Origin of the sequence: Agromyces laixinhei (assembly GCF_006337065.1) — a bacterium.
Lineage (GTDB): Bacteria > Actinomycetota > Actinomycetes > Actinomycetales > Microbacteriaceae > Agromyces > Agromyces laixinhei.
In genome coordinates this window covers 1,507,347-1,531,051 of record NZ_CP040872.1, presented here as the reverse complement: position 1 = coordinate 1,531,051, position 23,705 = coordinate 1,507,347, and the positions used below count along the sequence as shown (strand labels likewise).

Below are 23,705 nucleotides of genomic sequence, written 5' to 3'. Positions count from 1 at the left end.
GCGGCTTGCACGAGCATGCCTGGTGTGGATGAATACATCGTGAACACGGCGGAACGAACTTGCAAGCCGAGTGAACAAACGTGCAAAGATGGCCGGGATGAACGAGCGGCAGAACGACCCCATCGAGACCGGCGCTGAAGCGGTGCCGGGAAAGACGCGCGACGCACTGCGTGCGGCCCACCTCTATTACCTGCAGGACCTCACGATGGATGCCATCGCACACGAGCTGCACACCTCGCGATCCTCGGTCTCGCGCCTGCTCAGCCACGCGAGGGCGAGCGGTCTCGTCGAGATCTCCATCCACTCCCCGCTCGATCTTCCGAGCCGGATCGAACAGGAGATCCTCGAGCGATTCGAGGTGGGCGCTCACGTGATTCCGGTTCCCGATCACGCGAGCGACGTCGACCGACTCGACCGCGTCGCGCTCTCTGCTGCACGAATTCTCGGCCGCGTCGTCGACTCGAACCAGACGATCGGCGTCGCGTGGGGCAGCACCATGAGCGCCATGAGCCGGCACCTCGTGCCCAAGGCCACCCACAACTCGGAGATTCTGCAGTTGAACGGCGCCGGCAACGGCCGTACGACCGGCATCGTCTACGCGAGCGAACTGCTGCGGCGCTTCGGCGATGCCTTCGGCGCCCGCGTGCAGCAGTTTCCGGTGCCCGCGTTCTTCGACGACCCAGAGACGCGACGCGCCTTCTGGCGCGAGCGCAGCACCCGCCGACTGCTCGAGCAGCAGGAGCGCATGGACGTCGCCCTGTTCGGCGTCGGCTCCCCATTCGCCGAGGTGCCGAGCCACGTCTACCAGGGCGGATACCTCGAGCGGGCCGACTACGAGGCGCTCTCGCGCGACGGCGCGGTCGGCGATGTCGCAACGGTGTTCTACCGGGCAGACGGTTCGACCGACGGTATCTCGATGAACGAGCGGGCGACCGGCCCCGACTTCTCGGTGCTGCGACGGGCCCCCCGCCGCATCTGCGTCGTCTCGGGCCGCGCCAAGCTCGCGAGCCTCCGGGGCGCGCTCGCTGCCGGGCTCATCACCGATCTCATCGTCGACGAGGGCACTGCGCGAGCGCTCGTCGAGTCGTGAACAGTCGACGGACGATCGGGAATAGCGACGCCCCCCACGCGTTGACCTAGAATCGAACACAGAAACGTGCTCCGGGGTCGGTGCAAGTCCGAACCGGCGGTGACAGTCCGCGAACTGCGAGCGCGAGGTCGTCAGACCCCGCACCCGCGGTCGAACCGGTGGAATTCCGGTACCGACGGTGAAAGTCCGGATGGGAGGGGCACGTGCCGGCAGCGCTGTGCGCCGCCGGCGAATGCCGTCGACGAGTGTCGACGACGCCCAGCACCCCGGAGCCCTGAGACAGGATCACGGATGAGTGCTGACGATCAGAGAACCGCGGATGCCGCGGCGATGCGACGTGCACTCGAACTCTCCGTTCGGGGCCCGGCACGAGGCGTGAACCCGCGCGTCGGCTGCGTCATCCTCTCCCCCGCGGGCGAAACCCTCGCCGAGGGCTGGCACCGCGGCGTCGGCACCGCGCACGCCGAGGTCGACGCGCTCGCGCAGCTCGACTCTGAATCGGCGCGCGGCGCGACCGCGGTCGTCACACTCGAGCCCTGCAACCACACCGGGCACACCGGCCCCTGCGCGCAGGCCCTGATCGAGGCGGGCGTCGGCCGGGTCGTGTACGCGGTGGCGGACCCGGGCACCCACTCCTCGGGCGGCGCCGAACGGCTGCGCAGCGCCGGCGTCGAGGTCGTCGCGGGGGTGCTCGCCGACGAGGTCGGCGCAATGCTCGACGACTGGCTCTTCGCCGCCCGCAAGCGGAGGCCGCACGTCACCGTGAAGTGGGCGTCGAGCCTCGACGGGCGCGCCGCAGCCGCCGACGGCACGAGCCGGTGGATCACCGGCGGCGAGGCGCGCGGCGACGTGCATCGGCGACGCGCAGCCGCCGACGCGATCGCCGTCGGCACCGGCACCGTCTTCGCCGACGATCCCTCGCTCACCGCACGGACACCCAGCGGTGAGCTCTTCGACATCCAGCCGGTGCCGGTCGTCTTCGGGCGCCGCCGGGTGCCCGCGGATGCCGCGATCACCCGCCACCCGCACGAGACCCTGTTCTTCGCCGGCACCGATCTGCGGGCCGACCTCGAGGAACTCGCGAGCCGCGGCATCCGCTCGCTCTTCATCGAAGGCGGCCCGACACTCGCGAGCGCCTTCATCGCAGCTGGTCTCGTCGACGAACTCCTCGTCTACCTCGCGCCCGCACTGCTCGGCGGCCCGCGACTCGCCGTCGGCGAGCTCGGCGTGCCGACGATCGACGCGGCGCTCCACTTCGACTTCACCGTCATCGAACGGCTCGGCGACGACGTGCTGCTCGTCGCCCGACCCCAGCCCACGAAAGGGAACTGACATGTTCACCGGAATCATCGAAGAGCTCGGCGCCGTCGAACGCGTCGAGCGCACGGCCGACGCCGCCCGCCTCACGGTGCGCGGACCGCTCGCCGTCGAGGGCGTGAAGCACGGCGACTCGATCGCGGTCTCGGGCGTGTGCCTGACCGTCGTCGACTTCGACGCCGAGCGATTCACGGCCGACGTCATGGCGCAGACACTTGCGATGTCGACGCTCGACACGGTCGGCGAGGGGCTCACGGTGAACCTCGAGCGCGCGGCGCTCGTCGGCGACCGCATCGGCGGCCACATCGTGCAGGGCCACATCGACGGCACCGCCGAGGTGCTCGAGATCCGCCCGGGCGAGGCGTGGCGGGTCATCCGCTTCTCGCTCGATCCCGAGCACGCGCCGCTCGTCGTCGACAAGGGCTCGATCGCCGTCGACGGCGTCTCGCTCACGGTCAGTGCAGTGGGCGACGAACCCGCTGGTTCATGGTTCGAGGTCTCGCTGATCCCCGAGACGCTGACGGCCACGACGCTCGGCGAACGCGTCGCCGGCGAACGGGTCAACATCGAGACCGACATCCTCGCCCGCCAGGTGGCGCGGATGCTTCGATTCGACCGCGCATGGGGCGGAGATCCGGGAGCGAGCTCGGTCATCGGGTTCCAGGCGGCCCCGCTCTCCGAACCCCGGCCGACGGCCGGAGGGGTGTCATGAGCCTCGCCACGATGCCAGAGGTGCTCGATGCGCTCCGCGCGGGAAAGCCGGTGATCGTCGCCGACGACGAGTCCCGCGAGAACGAGGGCGACGCCATCCTCGCCGCCGAGTTCGCGACGCAGGAGTGGATCGCCTGGATGGTGCGTCACACGAGCGGCTACCTCTGCGCCCCATTGCCCAACGAGCTCGCCGACCGTCTCGCGCTGCCGCTCATGACCGAACACAGCGAAGATGTGCGCGGTACCGCGTACACGATCTCGGTCGACGCGGCTGATCGCGCCTCGACGGGCATCTCGGCATCCGATCGCGCCCACACCCTTCGCGTGCTCGCGGACCCCGCTGCGACCCCCGCCCGGCTCATCCGGCCCGGGCACGTGATTCCGCTGCGCGCGGTCGACGGCGGCGTGCGCGAACGCGCCGGGCACACCGAGGCGGCCGTCGACCTCATGCGCCTCGCGGGCCTCGCGCCGGTCGGCGTCATCGGCGAGATCGTGGCCGACGACGGTGAGATGATGCGGCTGCCGGGGCTCATCGAGCTCGGCGAGCGCGAAGGCCTGCCGGTCACGACCGTCGCCGCCCTCGTCGATTGGCTCGAGCGGCATCACGCCGGACACGATCTCGCGGCGCCGCCGGCGGTGCCCGAGAGCTCCTCGGTCGATTTCGAGGTCGAGACCACCCTGCCGACCGAGCATGGCGAGTTCCGGGTGCGTGCGTATCGCGACCGGGCCACCGGGGCCGACCATGTTGCGATCATCGCGGGCGACCCCGCGTCCGCCCCCGGCGGCGCCATCGCGCGAGTGCACTCCGAGTGCCTCACGGGCGAGGCGTTCGGCTCGCTCAAGTGCGAGTGCGGACCTCAGCTCGACGCGGCCCTCGAGGCCATCCAGCTCGAGGGCGGCGTCGTCGTCTACCTGCGCGGCCACGAGGGGCGCGGCATCGGCCTCATCAACAAGCTCCGGGCGTACCGGCTGCAGGAGGACGGCCTCGACACCCTCGACGCGAACGTCGCGCTCGGACTGCCGATCGACGCCCGCGACTACAGCGCCGCGACCGCGATCCTGACCGACCTCGGCGTCAGCCGGGTGCGCCTGCTCACGAACAACCCCGAGAAGGTGCGCCAGCTCGAAGCCCACGGCATCGCCGTGAGCGAGCGACTGCCGCTCGTGGTCGGGGTCGGCATCGGCAACACCGGCTATCTCGATACCAAACGTCACCGCATGGGCCACACGATCGACGACCGGCAACTGGCCGACGGCGCGGCCGAAACCCTTCTGAAAGGACACCCATCATGAGCGGAGCAGGATCCCCCGCACTCGACATCGACGGCCGCGGCCTCACGATCACGATCGTCGCCGGCAGCTGGCACGACGAGATCACGAACGGCCTCATCGCCGGGGCGACGCGCACCCTCGAGGCATCCGGTGCCGACTTCTCACTCATTCGAGTGCCGGGCAGCTTCGAACTGCCCGTCGTCGCGAAGGGCGCGCTCGACGCGGGTGCCGACGCGGTCGTCGCGCTCGGCGTGATCATCCGCGGCGGCACGCCGCACTTCGAGTACGTCTCGGCGGCGGCGACCGACGGACTCACCCGCGTCGCGCTCGACACCGGCAAGCCGGTCGGGTTCGGCGTGCTCACCCTCGACGACGAGCGACAGGGTCTCGATCGCGCGGGACTCGCGGGCTCGAAGGAGGACAAGGGCCGCGAGGCGGCCGAAGCTGCGGTCGCAACCGTTCGGGCCCTGCGCGAGTTGAGCTGAACCCCGAACGCGCGGTCAGGCCGCCCGCACCCGGAAGAGGTGCATCTCGTGCGCTGAGAAGGTCAGCTCACCGTCAGGCGCGGGGCGCCCGGTCCAGGCGTTCCTGGCGCCCTCGCCGAGCCGGGCCAGGCGGGTGCCGCGCGCGGTCGTCAGCCAACCGCCGGCCACCCGTGCGGTGATGGCACGGTTCGTGCGGTTGAGGATGCCGACGGCGGTGCCGTCGGCGAGGTCGCGATGCCACACGTCGAATGACCGGTGGCGCGCCGTCCGGCTGCCCTGCCGCCCCAGCGGGTCCTGTGAGATCGCGAGCACACCGGGGTTCGTCAACACCTGACGCGTCGGCTCATCCATCGTTCGCAGGTCGTTGCCGGCCATGAGCGGTGCCGCGAGCATCGCCCACATCATGAAGTGGCTGCGCGACTCGATGCCGCTGAGGCCCGCGTTGCCGACCTCGAGCATGTCGGGGTCATTCCAACCGCCCGGCCCGGCGAACGGGGCGAGGGCGTGCTGGCGGTCGGCGATGCGCATCACCGATCGCCAGTTCGCTGCGATATCGCCCGTGGTACGCCAGAGATGGGCGACCTCGGGTGCCCAGGTCCACGGCTTCGTCCGGCCGTACTCCGAGATGCTGTAGACCATCGGCCGATCGCTGCGCCCGATCGCCTCGGCCATGCGCCGGAACGCTTCGCCCTCGGAGAGACCGGTGCCGCCCCGGTTCGCGCGGCACCAGTCGTACTTGAGGTAGTCGACTCCCCAACCCGCGAGCGTCTCGAGGTCCTCCTGCTCGTGACCGAAGGAACCGAGTGCTTCGCCGTGGTATCGGTCGTAGATCATCGCGCACGTCTTGCGACCGGGCGCGAGGTACATGCCGAACTTCAAGCCCCTGGCATGGATCTCCTCGCCGAGTGCGGCCATGCCGCTGGCGAACCGCCGCGGGTGCGACTGGAGCCGGCCGGAGCCGTCGCGCCGGTGGGCCTGCCAGCAGTCGTCCACGACGAGGTACTCGTACCCGGCGTCCCGCATCCCCGACGCGACCATCGCATCCGCCGTCTGCACCACGACGTCCTCGTTGAGCTCGTAGCATCGGAACCGGTTCCAGCTGTTCCAGCCCATCGGCGGCGTCACTGCGAGCCCTGCCTTCGCCGGACGGTCCGTTGTCGCCATCGACATCCTCCTCATCGTGCTGCCCACGCGACACTGTACTGGATCTGGGACACTTGACCCACATGCGCTGAAGCAGCAGGATTGGGGGCACCGGCGGCCCGCGCCGGTCTTCAGCGAAGAAGCGCGAGGAGCTTGCCATGTCCCGAGCCGCGAGCCCAGATACGGGCGGCTCCGCCGCCACGTCCTCCGGAATGCCGCCAGGTCTGCCCACCCCGCCGACCCGCAGAGTGTCGCGCCCCTGGATCGCGGGGCTCAGCCTGGCGTACCTCGGCATCAACATCGCGTGGGCGGGCCCTGGTCAGGTGCTCATGTCGCCGCAGGTGGAGTGGCTGACGACGAACGCGCCGATCGGCTTCTTCACGGACTCCAAGGAGTCGAACCTCGCGATCATCGGCTTCGTTGCGGGAATCTTCGCCCTCGTGAGCACGCCGCTCTGGGGTGCGCTCTCGGATCGCACCCGATCGCGATGGGGCCGCCGAACCCCGTGGATCGCCGTCGGACTCGTCGTCGTCGCGGTCACGATGTCGCTCTCGGGCTTCGCACAGTCGCTGCCGGCCCTCCTGCTCACCTGGGTGGCGATGCAGACGGCGATCAACGCCGTCATCTCTCCGATGTCGGCCGCGATTCCAGACCATGTGCCGCCGGCCCAACGCGGTCTCGTCTCCGGGTGGTACGGCTTCGCCTACACCCTGGCCGTCGTCGCCGGCACCGCGATCGGAACGATCAGCACGGCCGTGTGGCCGTCGATGCTCGGCATCGGCATGGGGTACGTGCTCTGCGCAGTGGCCTGCCTCGTCGCCGCGGCGCCGTTCGTGCTCAGTCGGTGGGAGCGATCGACCGCGGAACTCCCGCGCGCGCCGCGATTCGGATGGCGTGACCTCGTCGCGTGCTTCTGGATCGACCTGCGCGTGCACCGGGATTTCGGATGGGCGTGGGTCACCCGTTTCCTGGTGACCCTCAGCACTGCCATCTCGCTGTTCTACCTGTACTACTACCTGCAGGACCGGGTCGGCCTGATTCGCGACGACTCCGCCACCGCAGGCCTCCGGGTCAGCGACGGCGTGCTCATCCTCACCGCCGTCTACGCCGCCTCCGTGTTCCTCACGGTGGTCGCCGCGGGGGTCGTCTCGGACCGCGTCGGCCGTCGCCGGCCGTTCGTCGCGGTGTCGGCGATGTTCCTGTCGGCAGCCACACTGATCATGGCCTTCGTGCCGGACTTCACCTTCACCGTCATCGCCGCCGCCATCCTCGGGCTCGGCACCGGCGTGTTCACGGCCGTCGACTTCGCTCTCGTCACCGAAGTGCTGCCCGAGGCCGCCGACAACGGAAAGGACGTCGGCATCATCAACCTGGCGATCGGCCTGCCCAACGTGCTCGCACCCGTCATCGCGGCGATCGCGGTGCAGCAGCTCGGCGGCTATGTCGGCCTGTACCTGTTCGCGGGAGCGCTCGCGCTCGCCGGCGGGCTGCTCGTCTACCGGATCCGCGGTGTGCGGTAGACGAGCGCATGTGCCTGAGAACCGAGGTTACGGCTTCCAGACCATGAGCACGACGACGGCGACGAGGAGGAGTGAGGCGATGCCGCTGCCCGCGGCGATCGCGGGGTAGCTCGCCTTGGGGCCCGCGGCACCATCCGCAGCGCCGGTACCGAGCGCCTCGGCCGCCTTCTTCATCGACGGCACGACGAGGAAGAGCGTCAGCGCGAACGCGATGACGTAGAGGATGATCGACCAGAGGATCCACGGCGTCGTCATCGAGAGGCCGAACTCGTCGGGCGCCATGCTCATCGCTCCGAACCCGAGCACGAAGACGAGCAGGGAGAGCCACGTGAAGATCGTGGTGGACTTCGCAAGCACCGCGACCTGCGCTCCGTTGCCGGCGCGCACGGCCCGCATCGCCGTCATCGGGAGAATCGCCATCGGCCCGACGATGAAGACGGCGCCGGCGACGTGCAGAATGCTGATCAGGGTATCCATGGCCCATAGCCTAACGACGAGCGGATGCCGTGGCCTTCCGTCGTCGACCCATCGCATCGAGGCGTAGGCTGTTGCGGTTGCCACAAGCGACGATTCCACCCACCGACTCCGCGGGGCGCCAGACCGACATTCCCGGAGACGAGAGCATCGATCACCATTTGGAGTCTTCGCAAGCGATGTCCACCTCAACCGCGGCCGCGGCCGCACCCGCAACCCCCGCGAACCCGCGCAGCCGCGTCGTCCTCGCGAGCCTCATCGGCACGACGATCGAGTTCTACGACTTCTACGTCTACGCGACCGCGGCCGTGCTCGTCTTCCCGCACCTGTTCTTCCCGACCGGCGACCCGACCACCGCGCTGCTCGCCTCCTTCGCCGTCTTCGGCGCCGCCATGGTCGCCCGCCCGCTCGGCGCCGTCATCTTCGGCCACCTCGGCGACAAGCACGGCCGCAAGGCCACGCTCGTCGGCGCGCTGCTCACGATGGGCATCGCGACCTTCCTCATCGGCGTGCTGCCGACCTACGCCATGGTCGGCTGGTTCGCCCCGCTCCTCCTCGTCATGCTGCGCATCGCGCAGGGCTTCGCGCTCGGCGGCGAATGGTCGGGTGCCGCGCTCGTGGCGACCGAGAACGCCCCGAAGGGCAAGCGCGCCTGGTACGGCACGTTCCCGCAGCTCGGCGCCCCGATCGGCTTCATCATCGCGAACGGCCTGTTCCTGATCATCGCGGCGCTCCTGCCGTCCGAAGACCCGTCGATGCCGTCGCAGGCCTTCCTCGACTGGGGCTGGCGCATCCCGTTCCTGTTCTCGGTCGTCATGGTGGCCGTCGGACTCTGGGTGCGCCTGCGCCTCGTCGAATCGACGGCGTTCTCGAAGGCGTCGAAGGCGGGCAGGCTCAAGAGGCTGCCGCTCGCCGAGGTCTTCAGGAACCACTGGAAGCAGCTCATCCTCGGCACCTTCTTCATGCTCGCGACCTACGTGCTCTTCTACCTCATGACCACGTTCTCGCTGGCGTACGGCCGAGCCCCGGTCGAGGCGACCGGGGACGCTCAGCCCGGCCTCGGATACTCGTACAACACCTTCGTGCTGATGCTCATCGGCGGCGTCGTCTTCTTCGGCGTCTTCACCCTGCTCTCCGGTCCGTGGGCCGACCGCTGGGGCCGTCGCAAGACGCTCATCTGGGTGACGCTCGGCATCATCGCCTTCGGCCTGCTCTGGGTGCCCCTCCTCGGCGCCGGCTTCTGGGGCGTCATGCTCTGGCTCGTCGTCGGCTTCTCGCTCATGGGCATGACCTTCGGGCCCATGGGTGCGCTCCTGCCGGAGCTGTTCCCGACGAACGTGCGATACACGGGATCGGGCATCTCGTACAACGTGTCGTCGATCCTCGGTGCGGCCGTCGCCCCGTTCATCGCGGTCGCGCTCTGGCAGGCCGGCGACGGCAGCCCGTTCTGGGTGGGCATCTACCTGTCGGCGATGGCCGTGCTCACGCTGATCGCGCTGCTCGTCTCGAAAGAGACGAAAGACGTCGACATCGACGCCTGATCACGTCGCACTCGCCGAGTCGCACTCGCCGAGTCGCCGTCGCCGAGTCGCACTCGCCGAGTCGCAGGAGGATGCTCACGACACGCCGGGCCGCCGCGGATCACCGCACGGCTCATCCTGCGACTCGGCGCACAGCCGGAGAGCGGCCTCCACACGATCGTCGCGCCGTGTGCGCCGCCCTTCTCGGCCCGCTCCGCCCGGCGTAGCATGGCATCGAACAGGGCGGCCGAGTCATCCGTCGGTCTCGTCGACGCTCGGCGCCCAGGATGGCGGGTCGAGCCGATGAACATGACGATGGACATGATGAAGGGCGCCATGTCGTCGTCGGAGATGCCGATGCAGGGCATGGATCCGGCGATGATGCAGGAGTGCATGGAGGCCCTGTCGGCCTGCATGCAGGCGTGCGTGATGTGCGCCGATGCCGACGCTGCGGAGGGGATGGGCCGGTGCGCCGGCCTCTGCTCGAACTGCGCCGACATGTGCAGCACGATGATGCGCATGATGCTGCGCATGCACGGCTGGGACATGCAGGTGATGATGTCGATGATGCAGTCGACGGTCATGATGGCCCGTGCCTGCTCGGCGGAGTGCATGACGCACGCCGAGATGAGCGAGCACTGCCGCATGTGCGCGATGGCGTGCGATCAGGCGGTCATGGCGATGGAGAAGATGATGGGCTCGATGAGCGAGGCGATGCCGATGGCATGAGTGCACGGACGCCCGGCGCCCGGCGCTCAGGCGGGCGCGACACTGAAGCGGCGGTCGCCGTGCGCGAGCACGCCGTAGACGTCGTGCACCGCGACGGGCGCACCCGGGACGATCGCTCCGGCGAAGGCGTCGTGATGCCAGACCCGACGCACTCGGTCGCTCGCGAACTCGGCCACCGTCGCGAACCCGTCTTCGGTCACCTCGACGACGATCGCGTCGACCCACTTGCTCGCCGTCGCCCCGGCGAGGCGCTCCTGCATCGCGTGCAGACGATGACCGGGCCGTTCGCTCCGGCACTCCCCCGCGGCCCGGCACCCGCGCATGCCCATGACCGTGCCGGGGTTCGGCTCGGTTCGGGTGTGCGGTTCGCGGTGCGACATGAGGGCTCCTGTTCGTTGCGGCCACGATACGCGCGGGGCGAGCGGATGTCTCGGGCACCCGTCACACGCGGACATGATGTGCCGTCAGGCGGGCGCCGTCTGGGGCGGCAACGCCGCCACGAAGGGGTGGTCGAAGTCGAGCACGCCCGTCTTCGCCGCGCCCCCCGGCGAGCCGAGCGCCGCGGCACCGCCGGGCGTCACCTCGAAGAACTCGACGTTGGCCGTGTAGTAGTCGGCCCACACGTCGGGCAGGTCGTCTTCGTAGTAGATCGCCTCGACCGGGCAGACCGGTTCGCACGCTCCGCAGTCGACGCATTCGTCGGGGTGGATGTAGAGCGACCGCTCACCCTCGTAGATGCAGTCGACCGGGCACTCGTCGATGCAGGCGCGATCCTTGACATCGACGCACGGCAGCGCGATGACGTAGGTCACGAGAGCGCCAGGGCGCCGTCGCGCGAGATCTCCACCTGCTCGTCACGCGGCACGACCTTCACGCGCTCGCGCACGACGCCCTCGTGCGCGACCTGCGCCGGTTCCCACGCCTCGCCGAGCCTGCGCTCGTGCGCGTCGAGTTCCAGCCACCCGGCCCAGGTCGTGAAGCGGATGCCTCGAGCCTCGAGCAGCTCGAGCACCGTATCGCCGTCAGGGCCGGCCGCACCGAGTGCCTGGGGCAGCGCGCCCGCCGCGGCATCCGCCAGCAGGTTCGTGACGGTCTCGAGCGCGTCGCCCTTGGTGTGCCCGATGAGGCCGACGGGGCCGCGCTTGATCCAGCCGGTGGCGTACACGCCCGGGATCGGTGCGCCCGCGGCATCCGTCACCCGGCCGCCGTCGTTCGGGATCACGGCCCGGTGCTCATCGAAGGGCAGGCCGGCGACCGGGGAGCTCGCATAGCCGACGGCTCGGTAGACCGCCTGCACCGGCACGTCGACGAACTCGCCCGTGCCCTCGACCGAGCCGTCGCCGACCGGTCGGGTGCGCTCGAACCGCACGCCCTCGACGCGCCCGTCGCCGAGCACCTCGACCGGAGCATGCAGGAAGTGGAGGTGCAGGCGACGCGACGCGGTGAACTCGTGGCCGGAAGGCTTCCGCCATCCGTTCAGCGTGCGGGTCATGACCTTCACCTGGTTGTTCGAGGCGAACAGCGCCTCGGCGTGCGGGTCGCCCGCGGCCCGCTCGAAGTCGTCGTCGTAGACGATCACGTCGACATCGGGAACCTCGCCGAGCTCGCGCAGCTCGATGGGCGTGAACTTCACGTGGCCGGGGCCGCGGCGGCCGAAGACGTGCACGTCGGTGACGGGCGAGGCTTCGAGGCCTGCGACGACGTTGTCCGGCACGTCCGTCGTCAGCAGGTCTCTGGGGTGCTTCGCGAGCACTCGGGCGACATCGAGGGCGACGTTGCCGTTGCCGATGACGGCGATCGACTCGGCCTCGAGCGGCCACTCACGCGGCACATCGGGGTGCCCGTCGTACCAGGCGACGACGTCGGCGGCCCCGTAGGAACCGGGCAGCTCGATGCCGGGAATGTCGAGCGGAGCGTCGCGGAGCGCGCCGGTCGCGAAGACGACGGCGTCGTAACGCTCGCGGAGCTCCTCGACGCTCACATCGCGGCCGACCTCGACGTTGCCGATCAGCCGGATCGTGCCCGCGTCGAGCATCTCGTGCAACGAGTTCACGATGCCCTTGATGCGGGGGTGGTCGGGCGCGACGCCGTAGCGGATGAGCCCGTAGGGCGCGGGCAGCGACTCGAACAGGTCGATCGCGACCTCGCCGCCGGCCTCGGTGACCTGGCGGCGGAGGATGTTGCCGGCGTAGATGCCGGCGGGGCCGGCGCCGACGATCGCGACATTGAGGGAACGGGTCATTGCTGTGCGGCCTTTCGGTGGGTTTCGCTGGATTCGACCAGCGGCTGCGCATACGGGCTGAGTGTCACGACGTCGCCCACGACGACGACCGCGGGCGAGCGGACGCCGCGGCGCGCCGCCTGCAGCGCGATCGTGTCGAGCGTGCCGACGGTGACGCGCTGACCGGGCCCGTAGCCGTCTTCGACGATGGCGACGGGGCAGTGCCCGCCGCGTTCGCCGCGGGCAAGGGTGATGGCGGAGTTCGCGAGGGTGCCGATGCCCATGAGCAATACGACCGTGTGATCGCGGCCGCCGCCGAGCGAGCGGATCTGGTCGTGGCCGGTGGCGACGGTGAAGGTCGTCGCGAGTCCGCGGTGCGTGAGCGGAATTCCGGCGATCGCGGGTACGGAGATGGCGCTCGTGATGCCGGGCACGACCTCGACGTCGATGCCGGCGTCGCGGCAGAATGCGAGTTCCTCGCCGCCGCGGCCGAAGATGAACGGGTCGCCGCCCTTCAGCCGCACGACGCGCCTGCCGTCGAGCGCGAGCGCGACGAGCAGCGAGTTGATGGCGTCCTGCGGCACGGCGTGGTGCCCGGGCAGCTTGCCGACGTCGACGACCTCGGCGCGGAGTTCGATGCCCTCGGCCTCGAGCCCGTCGAGCACCCCGCGGGCGCCGAGGCGGTCGGCGACGATGACGTCGGCGGCTTCCAGCGCGCGGAGTCCGCGGATCGTGAGGAGCCCGGCATCGCCGGGGCCGGCGCCGACGAGCACGACGCGGCCTGCGCCGGTCACCGCGCGTCTCCCTGGAGCAGCCCGCGGCGACGGAGCATCCGTCGTTCGAGCGGGGCGAACGCGATGAGCTCGATGAGGATGCCGATCGCGAGGATCACCAGGATGGTCGCGAGCACGCCCGCGAGGTCTGCGAGCTCTCGACTCTGGTCGAGCATCGAGCCGAGGCCGAATCCGATGCTGCCGCCGACGGCGATGATCTCAGCGGCCATGAGCGAGCGCCACGAGAATGCCCAGCCCTGCTTGAGACCGGCGACGTAGCCGGGCAGCGCGGCCGGCAGCACCACGAAGGCCGCCCGGCGAAGCGGTCCGGCACCGAGCACGGTGCCGACCCGACGCAGTTGGGGCGGCACCTGATCGACTCCCGCGATGAGCCCGTTCGCGATCGACGGCACCGCCCCCATGAGCACGACGAAGTAGACCGTGGCGTCGGTGAGACCGAACCAGATGATCGCGGCGGGCACCCAGGCGACCGACGGCAGCACCTGCAGACCCGAGAGGATCGGGCCGATCGCGCGGCGCAGCGGCTTCACCTCGGCGAGGAGGAGCCCGAGCGGCGTGCCGACGACGATGGCGATGAGGAAGCCGGCGACGCCGCGTTCGAGGCTCGTGACGACGGCCAGCTGCAGGCGTCCCGACTCCCATGCGGCGGAGATCGCGGCGATGACATCGAGCGGGCCGGGCACGATGTCGGGGCGCGGCTGCGCGATCACGACGTAGAGCTGCCATGCCGCGATGAGCGCGATGACGAAGACGATGGGCGGCAGCACGCTCGTGGTGAAGCGGCGCCACGCGCCGGGCGTGCGTTCGGCGCCGGTCTGCAGTCGGTCGAGACCCGCCTCGAGGCTGCGCAGCTCGTCGTGGGCGGATGCCCCGTTCCCGGAGACGGCCGAACGGGGGCCGTGATCGCCCTCGTCGACCGGGTCGGCGAGTGCGAGTGCGGTGTCATGCGGCATTTCGGCGGATCTCCTTCCGGAGCTGTTCCGTGATCTCGATCGAGAGCGCCGCGACCTCGGGCGACTCGATGCGACGGCCGGATGTCTCGGCGATGCGCCACTCGCCCGCGACTCGGCCGGGCCGGGACGACAGGAGGACGACCCGTTGCCCGAGCCGAGCAGCTTCGCGGACATTGTGTGTGACGAAGACGATGGTTCGCCCGGTGCGGCGCCAGACGCGCTCGAGCTCCTCGTGGAGCAGGTCGCGGGTGATGGCGTCGAGCGCCGCGAAGGGCTCGTCCATGAGCAGCACGGGCCGATCCTGCGCGAGGGCGCGGGCGAGGGCGACGCGCTGCCGCATGCCGCCCGACAGCTCGTGCGGGCGCTTCTCCGCGGCATCCGCGAGGTTGACCGTGTCGAGGAGTTCCAGCGCCTCGCCGCGGCGAGCCGACCGCGCGACTCCCCTGAGGCGCAGCGCGAGTTCGACGTTCTGCCGAGCGGTGAGCCACGGCATGAGCGCCGACTCCTGGAACATCACCGCCGCCCCCTCGGCCGGCACCTCGAGCGTTCCCGTCGTCGGGCGGTCGAGGCCGGCGATGAGGTTCAGCAGCGTCGACTTGCCGCAGCCCGATGCGCCGAGGAGGCACACGAACTCCCCGGCCCCGATCGACAGGTTCACGTCGTCGAGCACGAGCGGGCCGTCGCCGAAGCGCTTGCCGAGCTGCTCGATACGGATGGCCGTCTGCCCGCTCATCGCTCCTACTCCTCGCCGAGGCCGCCGGCCGAGACCGGTTCGGCGCCGTCGGCCTCGAGCAGCCCGTTCAGGAGCCGCAGGTCGAAGAGCCCGTCGATCGATCCGTCCTTCTGCGTGCCGGCCTCGAGGCCGTTCGCGACGAGGGTCTCGAAGGTCTCGGCGTGCGGGTCGACGTCGAAGCTCACGTGCGCGAGCGACCGGGTGATGACCTCGTCGGCGAGCGGCTTGCCGGTCTCGGCTTCGAGCGCCTCGTTGATCACGACCGGCGCCTCGGCCGCGTGCTCGCCGAGCCAGGTGACGGATGCCACGTGCCCCTCGAGCAGCGCCCGCACCGTCTCGGGGTGGGCTTCGAGGAACTCGGCCCGCACGAGCAGCACGGTCGTCGGGAACGCGCCGTCCTCCCAGAGGTCGGCCTCGTCGACGAGCACATGCGCGCCGGCGTCGACCACGAGCCGCGACACCCAGGGCTCGGGGAGCCACGCGCCGTCGAGCCCGCCCTGCCGGAAGAGGGTGAGCGCCTGTGCGTTCTCGGTCGGCGTGATGTGCACGTCGCCGCCGCCCGTGGTGTCGGTCTCGTAGCCCTCGCCCCCGAGCCAGGAGCGCAGCGCGACGTCTTGCGTGTTGCCGAGCTGCGGCGTCGCGAGCGTCGTGCCCCCGAGGTCGTCGACGGAGTCGATGCCGTCGCGCACGACGAGCGCCGCACCGCCGGTCGCCGCACCGGCGACGATGCGGGCCGACAGCCCGCCTGACTGGATGAACGTGTTGATCGACGGGTTCGGCCCGATGTAGGTCGCGTCGATCGCCCCTGCGGTGAGCGCCTCGATCGCGGCAGGGCCGGCATTGAACACCTGTGTCGTGAGCGTCGTGTCGCCGAGGGCGTCGGCCAGCAGCCCCTCCTGCACCCCCACGAGCGCGGGCGCGTGGGTGACGTTCGCGAAGTACCCGAGGCGCAACTCCTCGGCGGGCCCGGACGGGCCGGCGGCATCCGCGTTCTCCCCCGCTGCCGATTGCGGCGCGCAGCCGCTGAGTGCGAGCACCGCCGTCGTGACGATCGCCGCTGCGAGCATCATGCCCGCGACCAGGCCGAGTCGGGAACGTGCGCGCGATGGTGCGGTCATGCTGCTACTCCTTCGGTCTCAGTGGTCGTGCGGGTGGTCCCGGCATCGCCGGTGTTCGAGGTCACCGGAGCGGTGACGATCCCGGCGGCGAGCGTGGCGCCCGACTGCGGGTCGATGACGAGGAACGCACCGGCGCGGCGATGCGCGGCGTACTCCTCGACGGGCAGCTCGGACGCGAGTCGAACGCGCACCTGGCCGATGTCGTTGATCTCGAGCAGGTCGGCAGGCTCGAGTTCGAGCGAGTCGAGGTCGCGGCGCCCGACGATCTCGGGCACGAGTGCCTGCACAGTCGTCGTGCCCGACTTCACGAGCACGCGGGCGCCGGGGCGCAACGGCGCTGCGCCGAGCCAGAAGACTGCCGCGTCGAGCTCGCGTCGCGGCCCGGGCAGCGCTCCGGCGGCGACGACGACGGAACCCCGCGCCGCATCGAGCTGGTCGGCCAGGCGGAGCGAGACCGATTGGGGAGCGGATGCCGCGTCGAGCTCGCGAGACCCGGCGTCGATGGCGGTCACGGTGGTCGTGGCCCCTCCGGGGAAGACCTGCACTCGGTCGCCGACCCGCACGGTACCCGAGGCGATGCGCCCGGCGAATGCGCGGTAGTCACGGAATCGCTCGGGCTCCGCGACATCTGACGCGACGGCGCCCTGCGGGCGGATGACGAGCTGCACCGGCATCCGCAGCGCTTCGAGCTCGGTCTCGAGCTCGTCGAGCGAGGGCAGCGTCTCGAGCAGTTCGAGCAGGCTCGGGCCGCGGTACCAGGGGGTGTTCGCCGAGCGGTCGACGATGTTGTCACCCGCGAGCGCCGACACCGGGATGACGTGCGAGTCGGCAAGGCCGAGTTCGCGCGCGAGCGCGGCGACATCCGCTGCCACTCGGTCGTAGGCGGCCCGGTCGTAGCCCAGCAGGTCGATCTTGTTGACCGCGATGATCACATGCGGGACTCGCAGCAACGCGACGACCGCGAGGTGCCGGCGGGTCTGTTCCAGCACGCCGTTGCGCGCATCGACGAGCACGACGACGGCGTCTGCGGTCGTCGCGCCGGTGACCATGTTGCGCGTGTACTGCACGTGCCCGGGGCAGTCGGCGAGGATGAAGGAGCGCCGACCGGTCGAGAAGTAGCGGTAGGCGACGTCGATCGTGATGCCCTGCTCACGCTCGGCGCGGAGGCCGTCGGTGAGCAGTGCGAAGTCGATCGCACCGGGCTCGCCGCCGAAGCCGCGTTCGGCGGAGGTGCGCGTCACGGCCTCGAGCTGGTCGGCGAGGATCGCCTTCGAGTCGTGCAGCAACCGGCCCACGAGGGTCGACTTGCCGTCGTCGACCGATCCGGCCGTCGCGAAGCGGAACAGCGTGCTGTCGCTCATCAGAAGTATCCGTCCTTCTTGCGGTCCTCCATGGCGGCCTCCGAGATGCGGTCGTCGGCCCGGGTGGCGCCGCGCTCGGTGAGCGTCGAGGTCGCGACCTCGGCGACGACATCGGCGACGGATGCCGCGGCCGACTCGACCGCTCCGGTGCAGCTCATGTCGCCGACCGTGCGGTACCGCACCGTGCGACGCTCGATGGCCTCATCGGCGCGCGCCGGCGAGACCTCCGAGACCGCACGCCACATGCCGTCGCGGCGGTACACCTCGCGCTCGTGCGCGAAGTACAGCGGCGGCAGCTCGATCTGCTCGCGCTCGATGTAGCGCCATACGTCGAGCTCGGTCCAGTTCGAGATCGGGAACGCCCGCACGTGCTGGCCCACGACGTGCCGTCCGTTGTAGAGGTCCCAGAGCTCGGGGCGCTGGTTGCGCGGGTCCCACTGCCCGAACTCGTCGCGAAGGCTCAGGATCCGCTCCTTCGCGCGCGCCTTGTCTTCATCGCGGCGGGCGCCGCCGAAGACGGCGTCATGCCTGCCGCCGGCGATGGCGTCGAGCAGCGGCTGCGTCTGCAGCGGATTGCGCGTGCCGTCGGCTCGCTCGGAGAGGCGGCCGTCGTCGAGGTAGTCCTGCACGGAGGCCACCTCGAGGCGGAGCCCGAGTCGCTCGACCGTGCGGTCGCGGAACTCGATCACCTCGGGGAAGTTGTGACCGGTGTCGACGTGCAGCACCGGAAACGGCACCCTTCCCGGCCAGAACGCCTTGGCGGCGAGGTGGAGCACGAGCACGGAGTCCTTGCCGCCCGAGAAGAGCAGCACGGGTCGTTCGAACTCGGCGACGACCTCGCGGATGATGTGGATCGCCTCGGACTCGAGGGTGTCCAGGGCATCGAGGGCGTCGATGCCCGACTTGGGCGTGATGGTGTCGATGAGGCTCACAGGTGCAACCCGCATTCCGTCTTGGCGAGACCGGCCCATCGGCCCGATCTCGGATCTTCTCCCGCGGCGACGGGTTTCGTGCACGGCTCGCAGCCGATCGAGGGATAGCCGTGCGACATCAGGAGGTTCACGGGCACCTGGTGCTCGCCCGCGTAGTCGAGCAGCTCATCGAAGGTCCACGCTGCGAGCGGGTTGACCTTCACGAGCCCGTTCCGCTCGTCCCACTGCACGAGCGGCGTGTTCGCCCGCGTGGGGGCCTCTTCACGGCGCACGCCCGTGAACCACAGCTCGTACCCCGCGAGCGCCTTCTGCAGGGGTGCCACCTTGCGCCGTGCGCAGCAGAGGGCCGGGTCGCGGGCGAAGAGGTCGGTGCCGAACTCCGCGTTCTGCTCTGCAACGGTCTGCTCGGGCAGCACGTCGACGACGCGCACATCGAGAGCTCGGGCGACCTCGTCGCGCGTCACGCGCGTCTCGGTGAAGTGGTACCCGGTGTCGAGGAAGAGCACGTCGACCCCCGGCAGTTGCGCCGCCGCCACGTGAGGCAGCACGGCATCGGCCATCGAGCAGGCGACCGCTGCGGCATCCACCCTGAAGTTCTCGGCGACCCAGGCGACGACCTCCGCAGCGGATGCCTCCGGCCCGTGATCGGGCGAGAGCAGCGCGCTTCCCGCCTCGGCGAGCGCGCGCAGTTCGTCTGCCGTGCGGCGGGCGGTCATTGCAGGGCCTCCTCGTCGGCGCGGTGCGACCATTCGGCGAAGGTCTCGTCGGCCGTCGTGTCGCGATCGGCGATGAATCGGAGCACGACCCGCTCGACGTAGTCGGCGAGCCCGTCGGCCGTGACCTTCAGGCCGCGCACGGTGCGGCCGGTGCCGGCCTCCTCGCGGGTCGCGGAGGCGAGGCCGCCGCCGAGATGCACCTGGAAGCCGGGGGTCTGGCCGCCTTCACCGTCGGCGAGCAGCTGGCCCTTCAGGCCGATGTCGGCGGTCTGGATGCGGGCGCAGGAGTTGGGGCATCCGTTCACGTGCAGGCTGATCGGGTGCGGCACGTCGATGCCGGCGAGCCGCTCCTCGAGGGCGATGACCGCGGTCGTGGCCGTCTGCTTCGTCTCGACGATCGCGAGCTTGCAGAACTCGATGCCGGTGCAGGCGATCGTGCCACGGCGAATGAGGCTCGGGCGTGCCTGCAGCCCGAGTGCGTCGAGTTCGGCGATGACCTGATCGACCTCGGCCGCTGGAATGTCGAGCAGCACGATCTTCTGGTGCGGCGTCGTGCGCAGTCGCGCCGAACCGTGCCGTTCGAGCAGTTCGGCGACCGCCGTGAGCGTGGAGCCCGAGACCCGGCCGACGAACGGCGTGACGCCGATGTAGCAGCGTCCGTCGTGCTGGGGGTGCACGCCGACGTGGTCGCCCTGGGTGAGCGGTTTCGGCGCGGCAGGGCCGTCGGGGAGGGGGGCGCCGAGGTATTCGGTCTCGAGCACCTCGCGGAACCTCTCGGCGCCCCAGTCGGCGACGAGGTACTTGAGCCGGGCCTTGTTGCGAAGGCGACGGTAGCCGTAGTCGCGGAAGATCGACGTGACGCCGCACCAGACGTCGGCGACCTGCTCGGGGGCGACCCATGCGCCGAGTCGCACGGCGAGGTGGGCGGCCGTGGACAGGCCGCCGCCGACCCACAGGTCGTAGCCGATGCCGAGCTCGGGGTGCCGGACGGCGACGAACGAGACGTCGTTGATCTCGTGCACGACGTCTTGACTCGGGTGGCCGGTGATCGCCGTCTTGAACTTGCGCGGCAGGTTCGCGAACTGCGGGTCGCCGAGGTAGCGGGCGGTGATCTCGTCGATCGCGGGAGTCGGGTCGATGAGTTCGTCGGCGGCGATGCCCGCGACCGGCGAACCCAGCACGACTCTGGGCACGTCGCCGCACGCCTCGGTGGTCGACAGGCCGACCGACTCGAGCCGGCGCCAGATCTCGGGAACGTCCTCGACGCGCACCCAGTGCAACTGCACGTTCTGCCGGTCGGTGAGGTCGGCGGTGTCGCGGCCGAACTCCGTCGAGATGCCGCCGATGACGCGGAGCTGCTCGGTCGTCAGCTGACCGCCGTCGATGCGGACGCGCAGCATGAAGTACTCGTCTTCGAGCTCGTGCGGCTCGAGCGTCGCGGTCTTGCCGCCGTCGATGCCGGGTTTGCGCTGCGTGTAGAGGCCCCAGACGCGGAATCGGCCGTGTAGGTCGGTCGGGTCGATCGAGCTGAAACCGCCCTTCGAGTAGACGCGCTCGATGCGCTCGCGCACGCTGAGCCCGTCGTCGACCTGCTTCCACTCCTCGTTGGCGTTGAGCGGCGCCCGGCCGTCGACCTTCCACTGTCCGTGCGGGCGGCTCGCCGGACGCGGCGGACGCTCGGCGGAACGAGCCGCCGGGCGGGCCGCCGGGCGGCCCGGCGCCTCGATCGTCTCCTGCGTCATGTCTCTCCTCGGTCGCCGCGAATGCGGGTTTCGACCGAGATTAGGCGGGTTGGAAGCAGGCCGGATCGAACGCCGTCACATCACGGCAAGGAAGGAAACACGAGGTCAATCACGGCAATGCGGCGTCACACTGCGCCGTTCGGGCCCTGCGGCGCTATGCTTCCCGCGCCTCCGAGTCGGCGCTCGCGCCCGCACCGGCGAGCGCGGCGGCGAAACGGTCGAGCACGACGTCGACGAGCTCGTTCGGAGCGTCGTCGGGGGTCAACAGGGGCTCGGTGACGAGGTCGGCGCCGGCCGCCGCCGCGAGGTCCTGGAAGTAACCGGGCGCGAGCAGGTAGCTCGCCGCGACGACGCGTCGCCGGCCGGCATCCGCACCGCGCACCGCGGCGATCGCGTCGGCGAGCCGGGGTTCGGCGGCGGAGAGGAAGCCGACGGTCACCGGCACGCCGAGCGCGGTGGCGAGCCGCTCCCCCATGTCACGACAGTCGTCGACCGCGCGCACGTCGCTCGAACCCGCCACAGCGAGCACCACGGCGTCGTCGCCGGTCGCGCCCGCCTCGTCGAGGCGCCGGCGCAGCACGTCGACGAGTCGGTCGTCGGGGCCGAGCGCTGCCGCGAGACGCACCTGCCGGTCGGCGACGGCGTCGATCTCGTGTCGCAGGTCGACATGCACGTGGTAACCCGCCGAGAGCAGGAGCGGCACGACCACCGCTGGCAACCCGGTCGGCAGCGCGCCGAGGCTCGCCGCGACATCCGGCTGCTGCACGTCGACGTGACCGAGCCGCACGAGAGCCGGCCGTGCGGCCGGCGCCGCTGTCGTCTCCGCCGCTGTCGCGGTGGCCGCCGTCACCGCGTCGATGAGCCGCTGCACCGCGGCCTGCCCCGCGGGGGATGCCGTGCCGTGCGAGATGCCGACCAGTGCGGTCGCAGTGGTGTCCATGTCTCCATCGTGCACCGGCCGACTGTGCCGTGCACAACCCACGGGCGATGGAGACCGGTTCTACGATGGAGGCATGCAGACTTCCTCGGCCGCGATCCGCATCGGCGACGAGACCCGTGCCGCCCTCGAGGCCGGCCGTCCGGTACTCGCCCTCGAGTCGACGATCCTCACCCATGGCCTGCCGTCACCGCGCAACCTCGAGGTCGGGCTCGCGTCCGAGGCGCAGGTGCGCGACCTCGGCGTGACGCCGGTCACGATCGGCGTGGTCGACGGAGTCGCCGTCGTCGGGCTCTCGTCCGAAGAGATCGAGCGACTCTGCACCGCCCAGGACGTCGTGAAGGCGAGCGTGCGCGACCTTCCGATCGCCCGGGCGAAGCGCCTCCACGCCGGAACGACCGTCGCGGCGACCGCGTGGCTCGCGCATCGTGCGGGAATCAAGGTCATGTCGACCGGCGGGCTCGGCGGCGTGCACCGTGGCGCGAGCGAGACGTTCGACGAATCGGCCGATCTCGGCACGCTGGCCACGACGCCGATCACGCTCGTGAGCGCGGGCGTCAAGTCGATCCTCGACATCGGCGCGACGCTCGAGCGCCTCGAGACGCTGAACATCCCGGTCGTCGGCTACCGCACCGAGCAGTACCCGGCCTTCTATGTGGCCGATTCCGGATTCCCGCTCGACTACCGCATCGAGAGCCCGGCGGATGCCGCGGCGCTCGCGCGCGCCCGCGACGAACTCGGGCTGGCGTCTGCCGTGCTCGTGGCCAACCCGGTCGACGAGGCGAAGCAGCTCGACCCCGAGTTCCACGACCGTGTGCTCGCCGAGGCGATCGCCGCGGCATCCGAGGCGGGCATCACCGGGCACGACACGACGCCGTTCCTGCTCGACTACGTGCAGCGCGCGACCGGCGGGCAGAGCCTCGAGGTGAATCTCGAGGTGTATCGGGGCAACGTCGCACTCGGTGCGGAGATCGCGCGTGCCGTCGCCGGCTGACGGCCGACCGGTCGCCGAACCCGTCGGAGTGCTCGCCGTCGTCGGCGACCTCGTCGAGGACATCGTGGTGTGGACGAGCGAACCCGTTCGCGCGGCGACCGACACGGCCGCCGAGGTGTTCCGTGCTCGCGGCGGCAGCGGCGCGAACGTCGCCGCCCATGCGGCCTCGCGTGTGCCGACCCGCTTCGTCGGCAGGATCGGCACGGATGCCGCGGGCGACGCGCTCGTCGCGGATCTCGCGGAACGCGGCGTCGACGTGCGGGTCCAACGCGACGGCCGCACCGGCACCGTCGTGCTCCTCGTCGATGCGGACGGCGAGCGCTCGATGTTCCCCGACCGAGCCGCGGCCGCTCGGCTCGACCGAGTGGACGACGCCTGGCTCGACGGAGTGGCGTGGCTGCACGTTCCTGCCTACGGGTTCGAGCGCGAGCCGATGCGGAGCGAGGTCGTGCGCCTCGCCGGAGTGGCACATGCGGCCGGTGCGCAGGTGTCGATGGACGCGTCTTCGACCGGGCTGCTCACGGGCCTCGGCATCGATCGGGCGCTGGGCCTGCTCCGGAGCGCCGCACCCGACGTGCTCTTCGCCAACGAAGACGAGGCGGCGCTGCTCGGGCTCACGGGCGGCGGCGAGGTCGCGGCATCCGTTGCACCCATCGTGGTCATCAAGCACGGGTCGCTGCCGACCGATGTCGTCGAGGCGGGCGAACTGATCTCACGCATCGACGTGCCGCCCGTTACGGGCATCCGCGACCTCACGGGAGCGGGTGACGCCTTCGCGGCGGGATTCCTCGCGGCCACGCTCGGTGGGGCGGATGCCGCAGCGGCATGTGTCGCCGGGCATGCGAGTGCCGCGTCCGTGCTGACGAGCCCGGGTGCGCACGCCGCTCGCTGAACCCGTCGAGCCTCCGCCGATGTTGCGTACGGCAGCCCGCGACGGGCCGAA

Annotated in this window: 24 protein-coding genes and 1 riboswitch; of the genes, 10 read left to right on the top strand and 14 right to left on the bottom strand. The window is 70.7% G+C overall.

From position 1 onward, the window contains the following. Window positions 1–97: 97 nt before the first annotated feature. The 5 genes from FHG54_RS07235 (at window position 98) to ribH (ending at window position 4,875) form a co-directional block, all read left to right on the top strand. Entirely contained in the window at window positions 98–1,090 is a 993-nt protein-coding gene (locus tag FHG54_RS07235; protein WP_139416678.1) for a sugar-binding transcriptional regulator, read from the top strand. Between the two features lie 63 nt (window positions 1,091–1,153). Next, window positions 1,154–1,296, top strand: a riboswitch (FMN riboswitch). Between the two features lie 85 nt (window positions 1,297–1,381). Further along, window positions 1,382–2,422, top strand: coding sequence for a bifunctional diaminohydroxyphosphoribosylaminopyrimidine deaminase/5-amino-6-(5-phosphoribosylamino)uracil reductase RibD (gene ribD, locus FHG54_RS07230; RefSeq protein ID WP_210415484.1), 1,041 nt, complete (start codon window positions 1,382–1,384; stop codon window positions 2,420–2,422). Between the two features lies 1 nt (window position 2,423). Further along, entirely contained in the window at window positions 2,424–3,119 is a 696-nt protein-coding gene (locus FHG54_RS07225) for a riboflavin synthase (RefSeq protein ID WP_139416677.1), read from the top strand. Continuing rightward, window positions 3,116–4,411, top strand: coding sequence for a GTP cyclohydrolase II (ribA, locus tag FHG54_RS07220; protein WP_139416676.1), 1,296 nt, complete (start codon window positions 3,116–3,118; stop codon window positions 4,409–4,411). The genes FHG54_RS07225 and ribA overlap by 4 nt, the downstream gene beginning before the upstream one ends. After that, entirely contained in the window at window positions 4,408–4,875 is a 468-nt protein-coding gene (ribH, locus tag FHG54_RS07215; RefSeq protein WP_139416675.1) for a 6,7-dimethyl-8-ribityllumazine synthase, read from the top strand. The genes ribA and ribH overlap by 4 nt, the downstream gene beginning before the upstream one ends. 15 nt (window positions 4,876–4,890) lie before the next feature. Here the strand turns inward: ribH and FHG54_RS07210 are convergent, their stop codons facing one another. Continuing rightward, entirely contained in the window at window positions 4,891–6,039 is a 1,149-nt protein-coding gene (locus FHG54_RS07210; protein ID WP_168197136.1) for an alpha-galactosidase, read from the bottom strand. A gap of 137 nt (window positions 6,040–6,176) precedes the next feature. Here FHG54_RS07210 and FHG54_RS07205 point away from each other — a divergent pair, with 137 nt between their 5' ends. Further along, on the top strand, window positions 6,177–7,538 hold the full coding sequence (locus tag FHG54_RS07205; protein ID WP_210415483.1) for an MFS transporter: 1,362 nt from the start codon (window positions 6,177–6,179) through the stop codon (window positions 7,536–7,538). A 27-nt stretch (window positions 7,539–7,565) separates the two neighbouring features. On the opposite strand, the gene FHG54_RS07200 is transcribed toward FHG54_RS07205, so the two are convergent. Next, window positions 7,566–8,015: a DUF2269 family protein gene (locus FHG54_RS07200; protein WP_139416673.1), complete on the bottom strand. Its 450-nt coding sequence runs from the start codon at window positions 8,013–8,015 to the stop codon at window positions 7,566–7,568. A 176-nt stretch (window positions 8,016–8,191) separates the two neighbouring features. Between FHG54_RS07200 and FHG54_RS07195 the strand changes: the two genes are divergently transcribed. Both FHG54_RS07195 and FHG54_RS07190 read left to right on the top strand, forming a co-directional pair. Beyond that, complete coding sequence (locus FHG54_RS07195) at window positions 8,192–9,553, top strand: MFS transporter (RefSeq protein WP_139416672.1); 1,362 nt, start codon at window positions 8,192–8,194, stop codon at window positions 9,551–9,553. Between the two features lie 336 nt (window positions 9,554–9,889). Beyond that, the gene (locus FHG54_RS07190; protein ID WP_233437899.1) at window positions 9,890–10,261 is read left to right on the top strand and encodes a four-helix bundle copper-binding protein; all 372 of its coding nucleotides are present in this window, start codon (window positions 9,890–9,892) and stop codon (window positions 10,259–10,261) included. 26 nt (window positions 10,262–10,287) lie between these two features. Here the strand turns inward: FHG54_RS07190 and FHG54_RS07185 are convergent, their stop codons facing one another. The 12 genes from FHG54_RS07185 to FHG54_RS07130 all read right to left on the bottom strand — a co-directional run bounded on the left by FHG54_RS07185 (window position 10,288) and on the right by FHG54_RS07130 (window position 21,771). Continuing rightward, the gene (locus FHG54_RS07185; RefSeq protein ID WP_139416671.1) at window positions 10,288–10,641 is read right to left on the bottom strand and encodes a hypothetical protein; all 354 of its coding nucleotides are present in this window, start codon (window positions 10,639–10,641) and stop codon (window positions 10,288–10,290) included. Between the two features lie 84 nt (window positions 10,642–10,725). Continuing rightward, complete coding sequence (gene fdxA, locus FHG54_RS07180) at window positions 10,726–11,073, bottom strand: ferredoxin (protein ID WP_139416670.1); 348 nt, start codon at window positions 11,071–11,073, stop codon at window positions 10,726–10,728. Beyond that, window positions 11,070–12,503 (bottom strand): FAD-dependent oxidoreductase, encoded by a 1,434-nt coding sequence (locus tag FHG54_RS07175; protein WP_139416669.1) that lies wholly within the window; start codon window positions 12,501–12,503, stop codon window positions 11,070–11,072. The genes fdxA and FHG54_RS07175 overlap by 4 nt, the downstream gene beginning before the upstream one ends. After that, window positions 12,500–13,276 (bottom strand): uroporphyrinogen-III C-methyltransferase, encoded by a 777-nt coding sequence (gene cobA / locus FHG54_RS07170; RefSeq protein WP_139416668.1) that lies wholly within the window; start codon window positions 13,274–13,276, stop codon window positions 12,500–12,502. The genes FHG54_RS07175 and cobA overlap by 4 nt, the downstream gene beginning before the upstream one ends. After that, window positions 13,273–14,229, bottom strand: coding sequence for an ABC transporter permease (locus FHG54_RS07165; protein ID WP_139416667.1), 957 nt, complete (start codon window positions 14,227–14,229; stop codon window positions 13,273–13,275). Before FHG54_RS07165 ends, cobA begins: the two co-directional genes overlap by 4 nt. Further along, window positions 14,219–14,962, bottom strand: coding sequence for an ABC transporter ATP-binding protein (locus tag FHG54_RS07160; RefSeq protein WP_139416666.1), 744 nt, complete (start codon window positions 14,960–14,962; stop codon window positions 14,219–14,221). The genes FHG54_RS07165 and FHG54_RS07160 overlap by 11 nt, the downstream gene beginning before the upstream one ends. Window positions 14,963–14,967: 5 nt before the next feature. Then, window positions 14,968–16,080 carry an ABC transporter substrate-binding protein gene (locus tag FHG54_RS07155; RefSeq protein WP_139416665.1) on the bottom strand — a complete coding sequence of 371 codons (1,113 nt, stop codon included), beginning with the start codon at window positions 16,078–16,080 and terminating at the stop codon, window positions 14,968–14,970. Beyond that, on the bottom strand, window positions 16,077–17,441 hold the full coding sequence (locus FHG54_RS07150) for a sulfate adenylyltransferase subunit 1 (RefSeq protein ID WP_139416664.1): 1,365 nt from the start codon (window positions 17,439–17,441) through the stop codon (window positions 16,077–16,079). Before FHG54_RS07150 ends, FHG54_RS07155 begins: the two co-directional genes overlap by 4 nt. Further along, complete coding sequence (cysD, locus tag FHG54_RS07145; RefSeq protein WP_139416663.1) at window positions 17,441–18,388, bottom strand: sulfate adenylyltransferase subunit CysD; 948 nt, start codon at window positions 18,386–18,388, stop codon at window positions 17,441–17,443. The genes FHG54_RS07150 and cysD overlap by 1 nt, the downstream gene beginning before the upstream one ends. Further along, window positions 18,370–19,089 (bottom strand): phosphoadenylyl-sulfate reductase, encoded by a 720-nt coding sequence (locus tag FHG54_RS07140; protein ID WP_139416662.1) that lies wholly within the window; start codon window positions 19,087–19,089, stop codon window positions 18,370–18,372. The genes cysD and FHG54_RS07140 overlap by 19 nt, the downstream gene beginning before the upstream one ends. Beyond that, a complete protein-coding gene (locus tag FHG54_RS07135; protein WP_139416661.1) occupies window positions 19,086–20,831 on the bottom strand; it encodes a nitrite/sulfite reductase in 1,746 nt (581 codons plus the stop codon). The genes FHG54_RS07140 and FHG54_RS07135 overlap by 4 nt, the downstream gene beginning before the upstream one ends. A 154-nt stretch (window positions 20,832–20,985) precedes the next feature. Then, a complete protein-coding gene (locus FHG54_RS07130) occupies window positions 20,986–21,771 on the bottom strand; it encodes a sirohydrochlorin chelatase (RefSeq protein ID WP_139416660.1) in 786 nt (261 codons plus the stop codon). 73 nt (window positions 21,772–21,844) lie between these two features. Between FHG54_RS07130 and FHG54_RS07125 the strand changes: the two genes are divergently transcribed. Both FHG54_RS07125 and FHG54_RS07120 read left to right on the top strand, forming a co-directional pair. Beyond that, the gene (locus FHG54_RS07125) at window positions 21,845–22,762 is read left to right on the top strand and encodes a pseudouridine-5'-phosphate glycosidase (protein ID WP_139416659.1); all 918 of its coding nucleotides are present in this window, start codon (window positions 21,845–21,847) and stop codon (window positions 22,760–22,762) included. Next, window positions 22,746–23,654, top strand: coding sequence for a carbohydrate kinase family protein (locus FHG54_RS07120; protein WP_232331599.1), 909 nt, complete (start codon window positions 22,746–22,748; stop codon window positions 23,652–23,654). The genes FHG54_RS07125 and FHG54_RS07120 overlap by 17 nt, the downstream gene beginning before the upstream one ends. The last annotated feature ends 51 nt before the right edge of the window (window positions 23,655–23,705 follow it).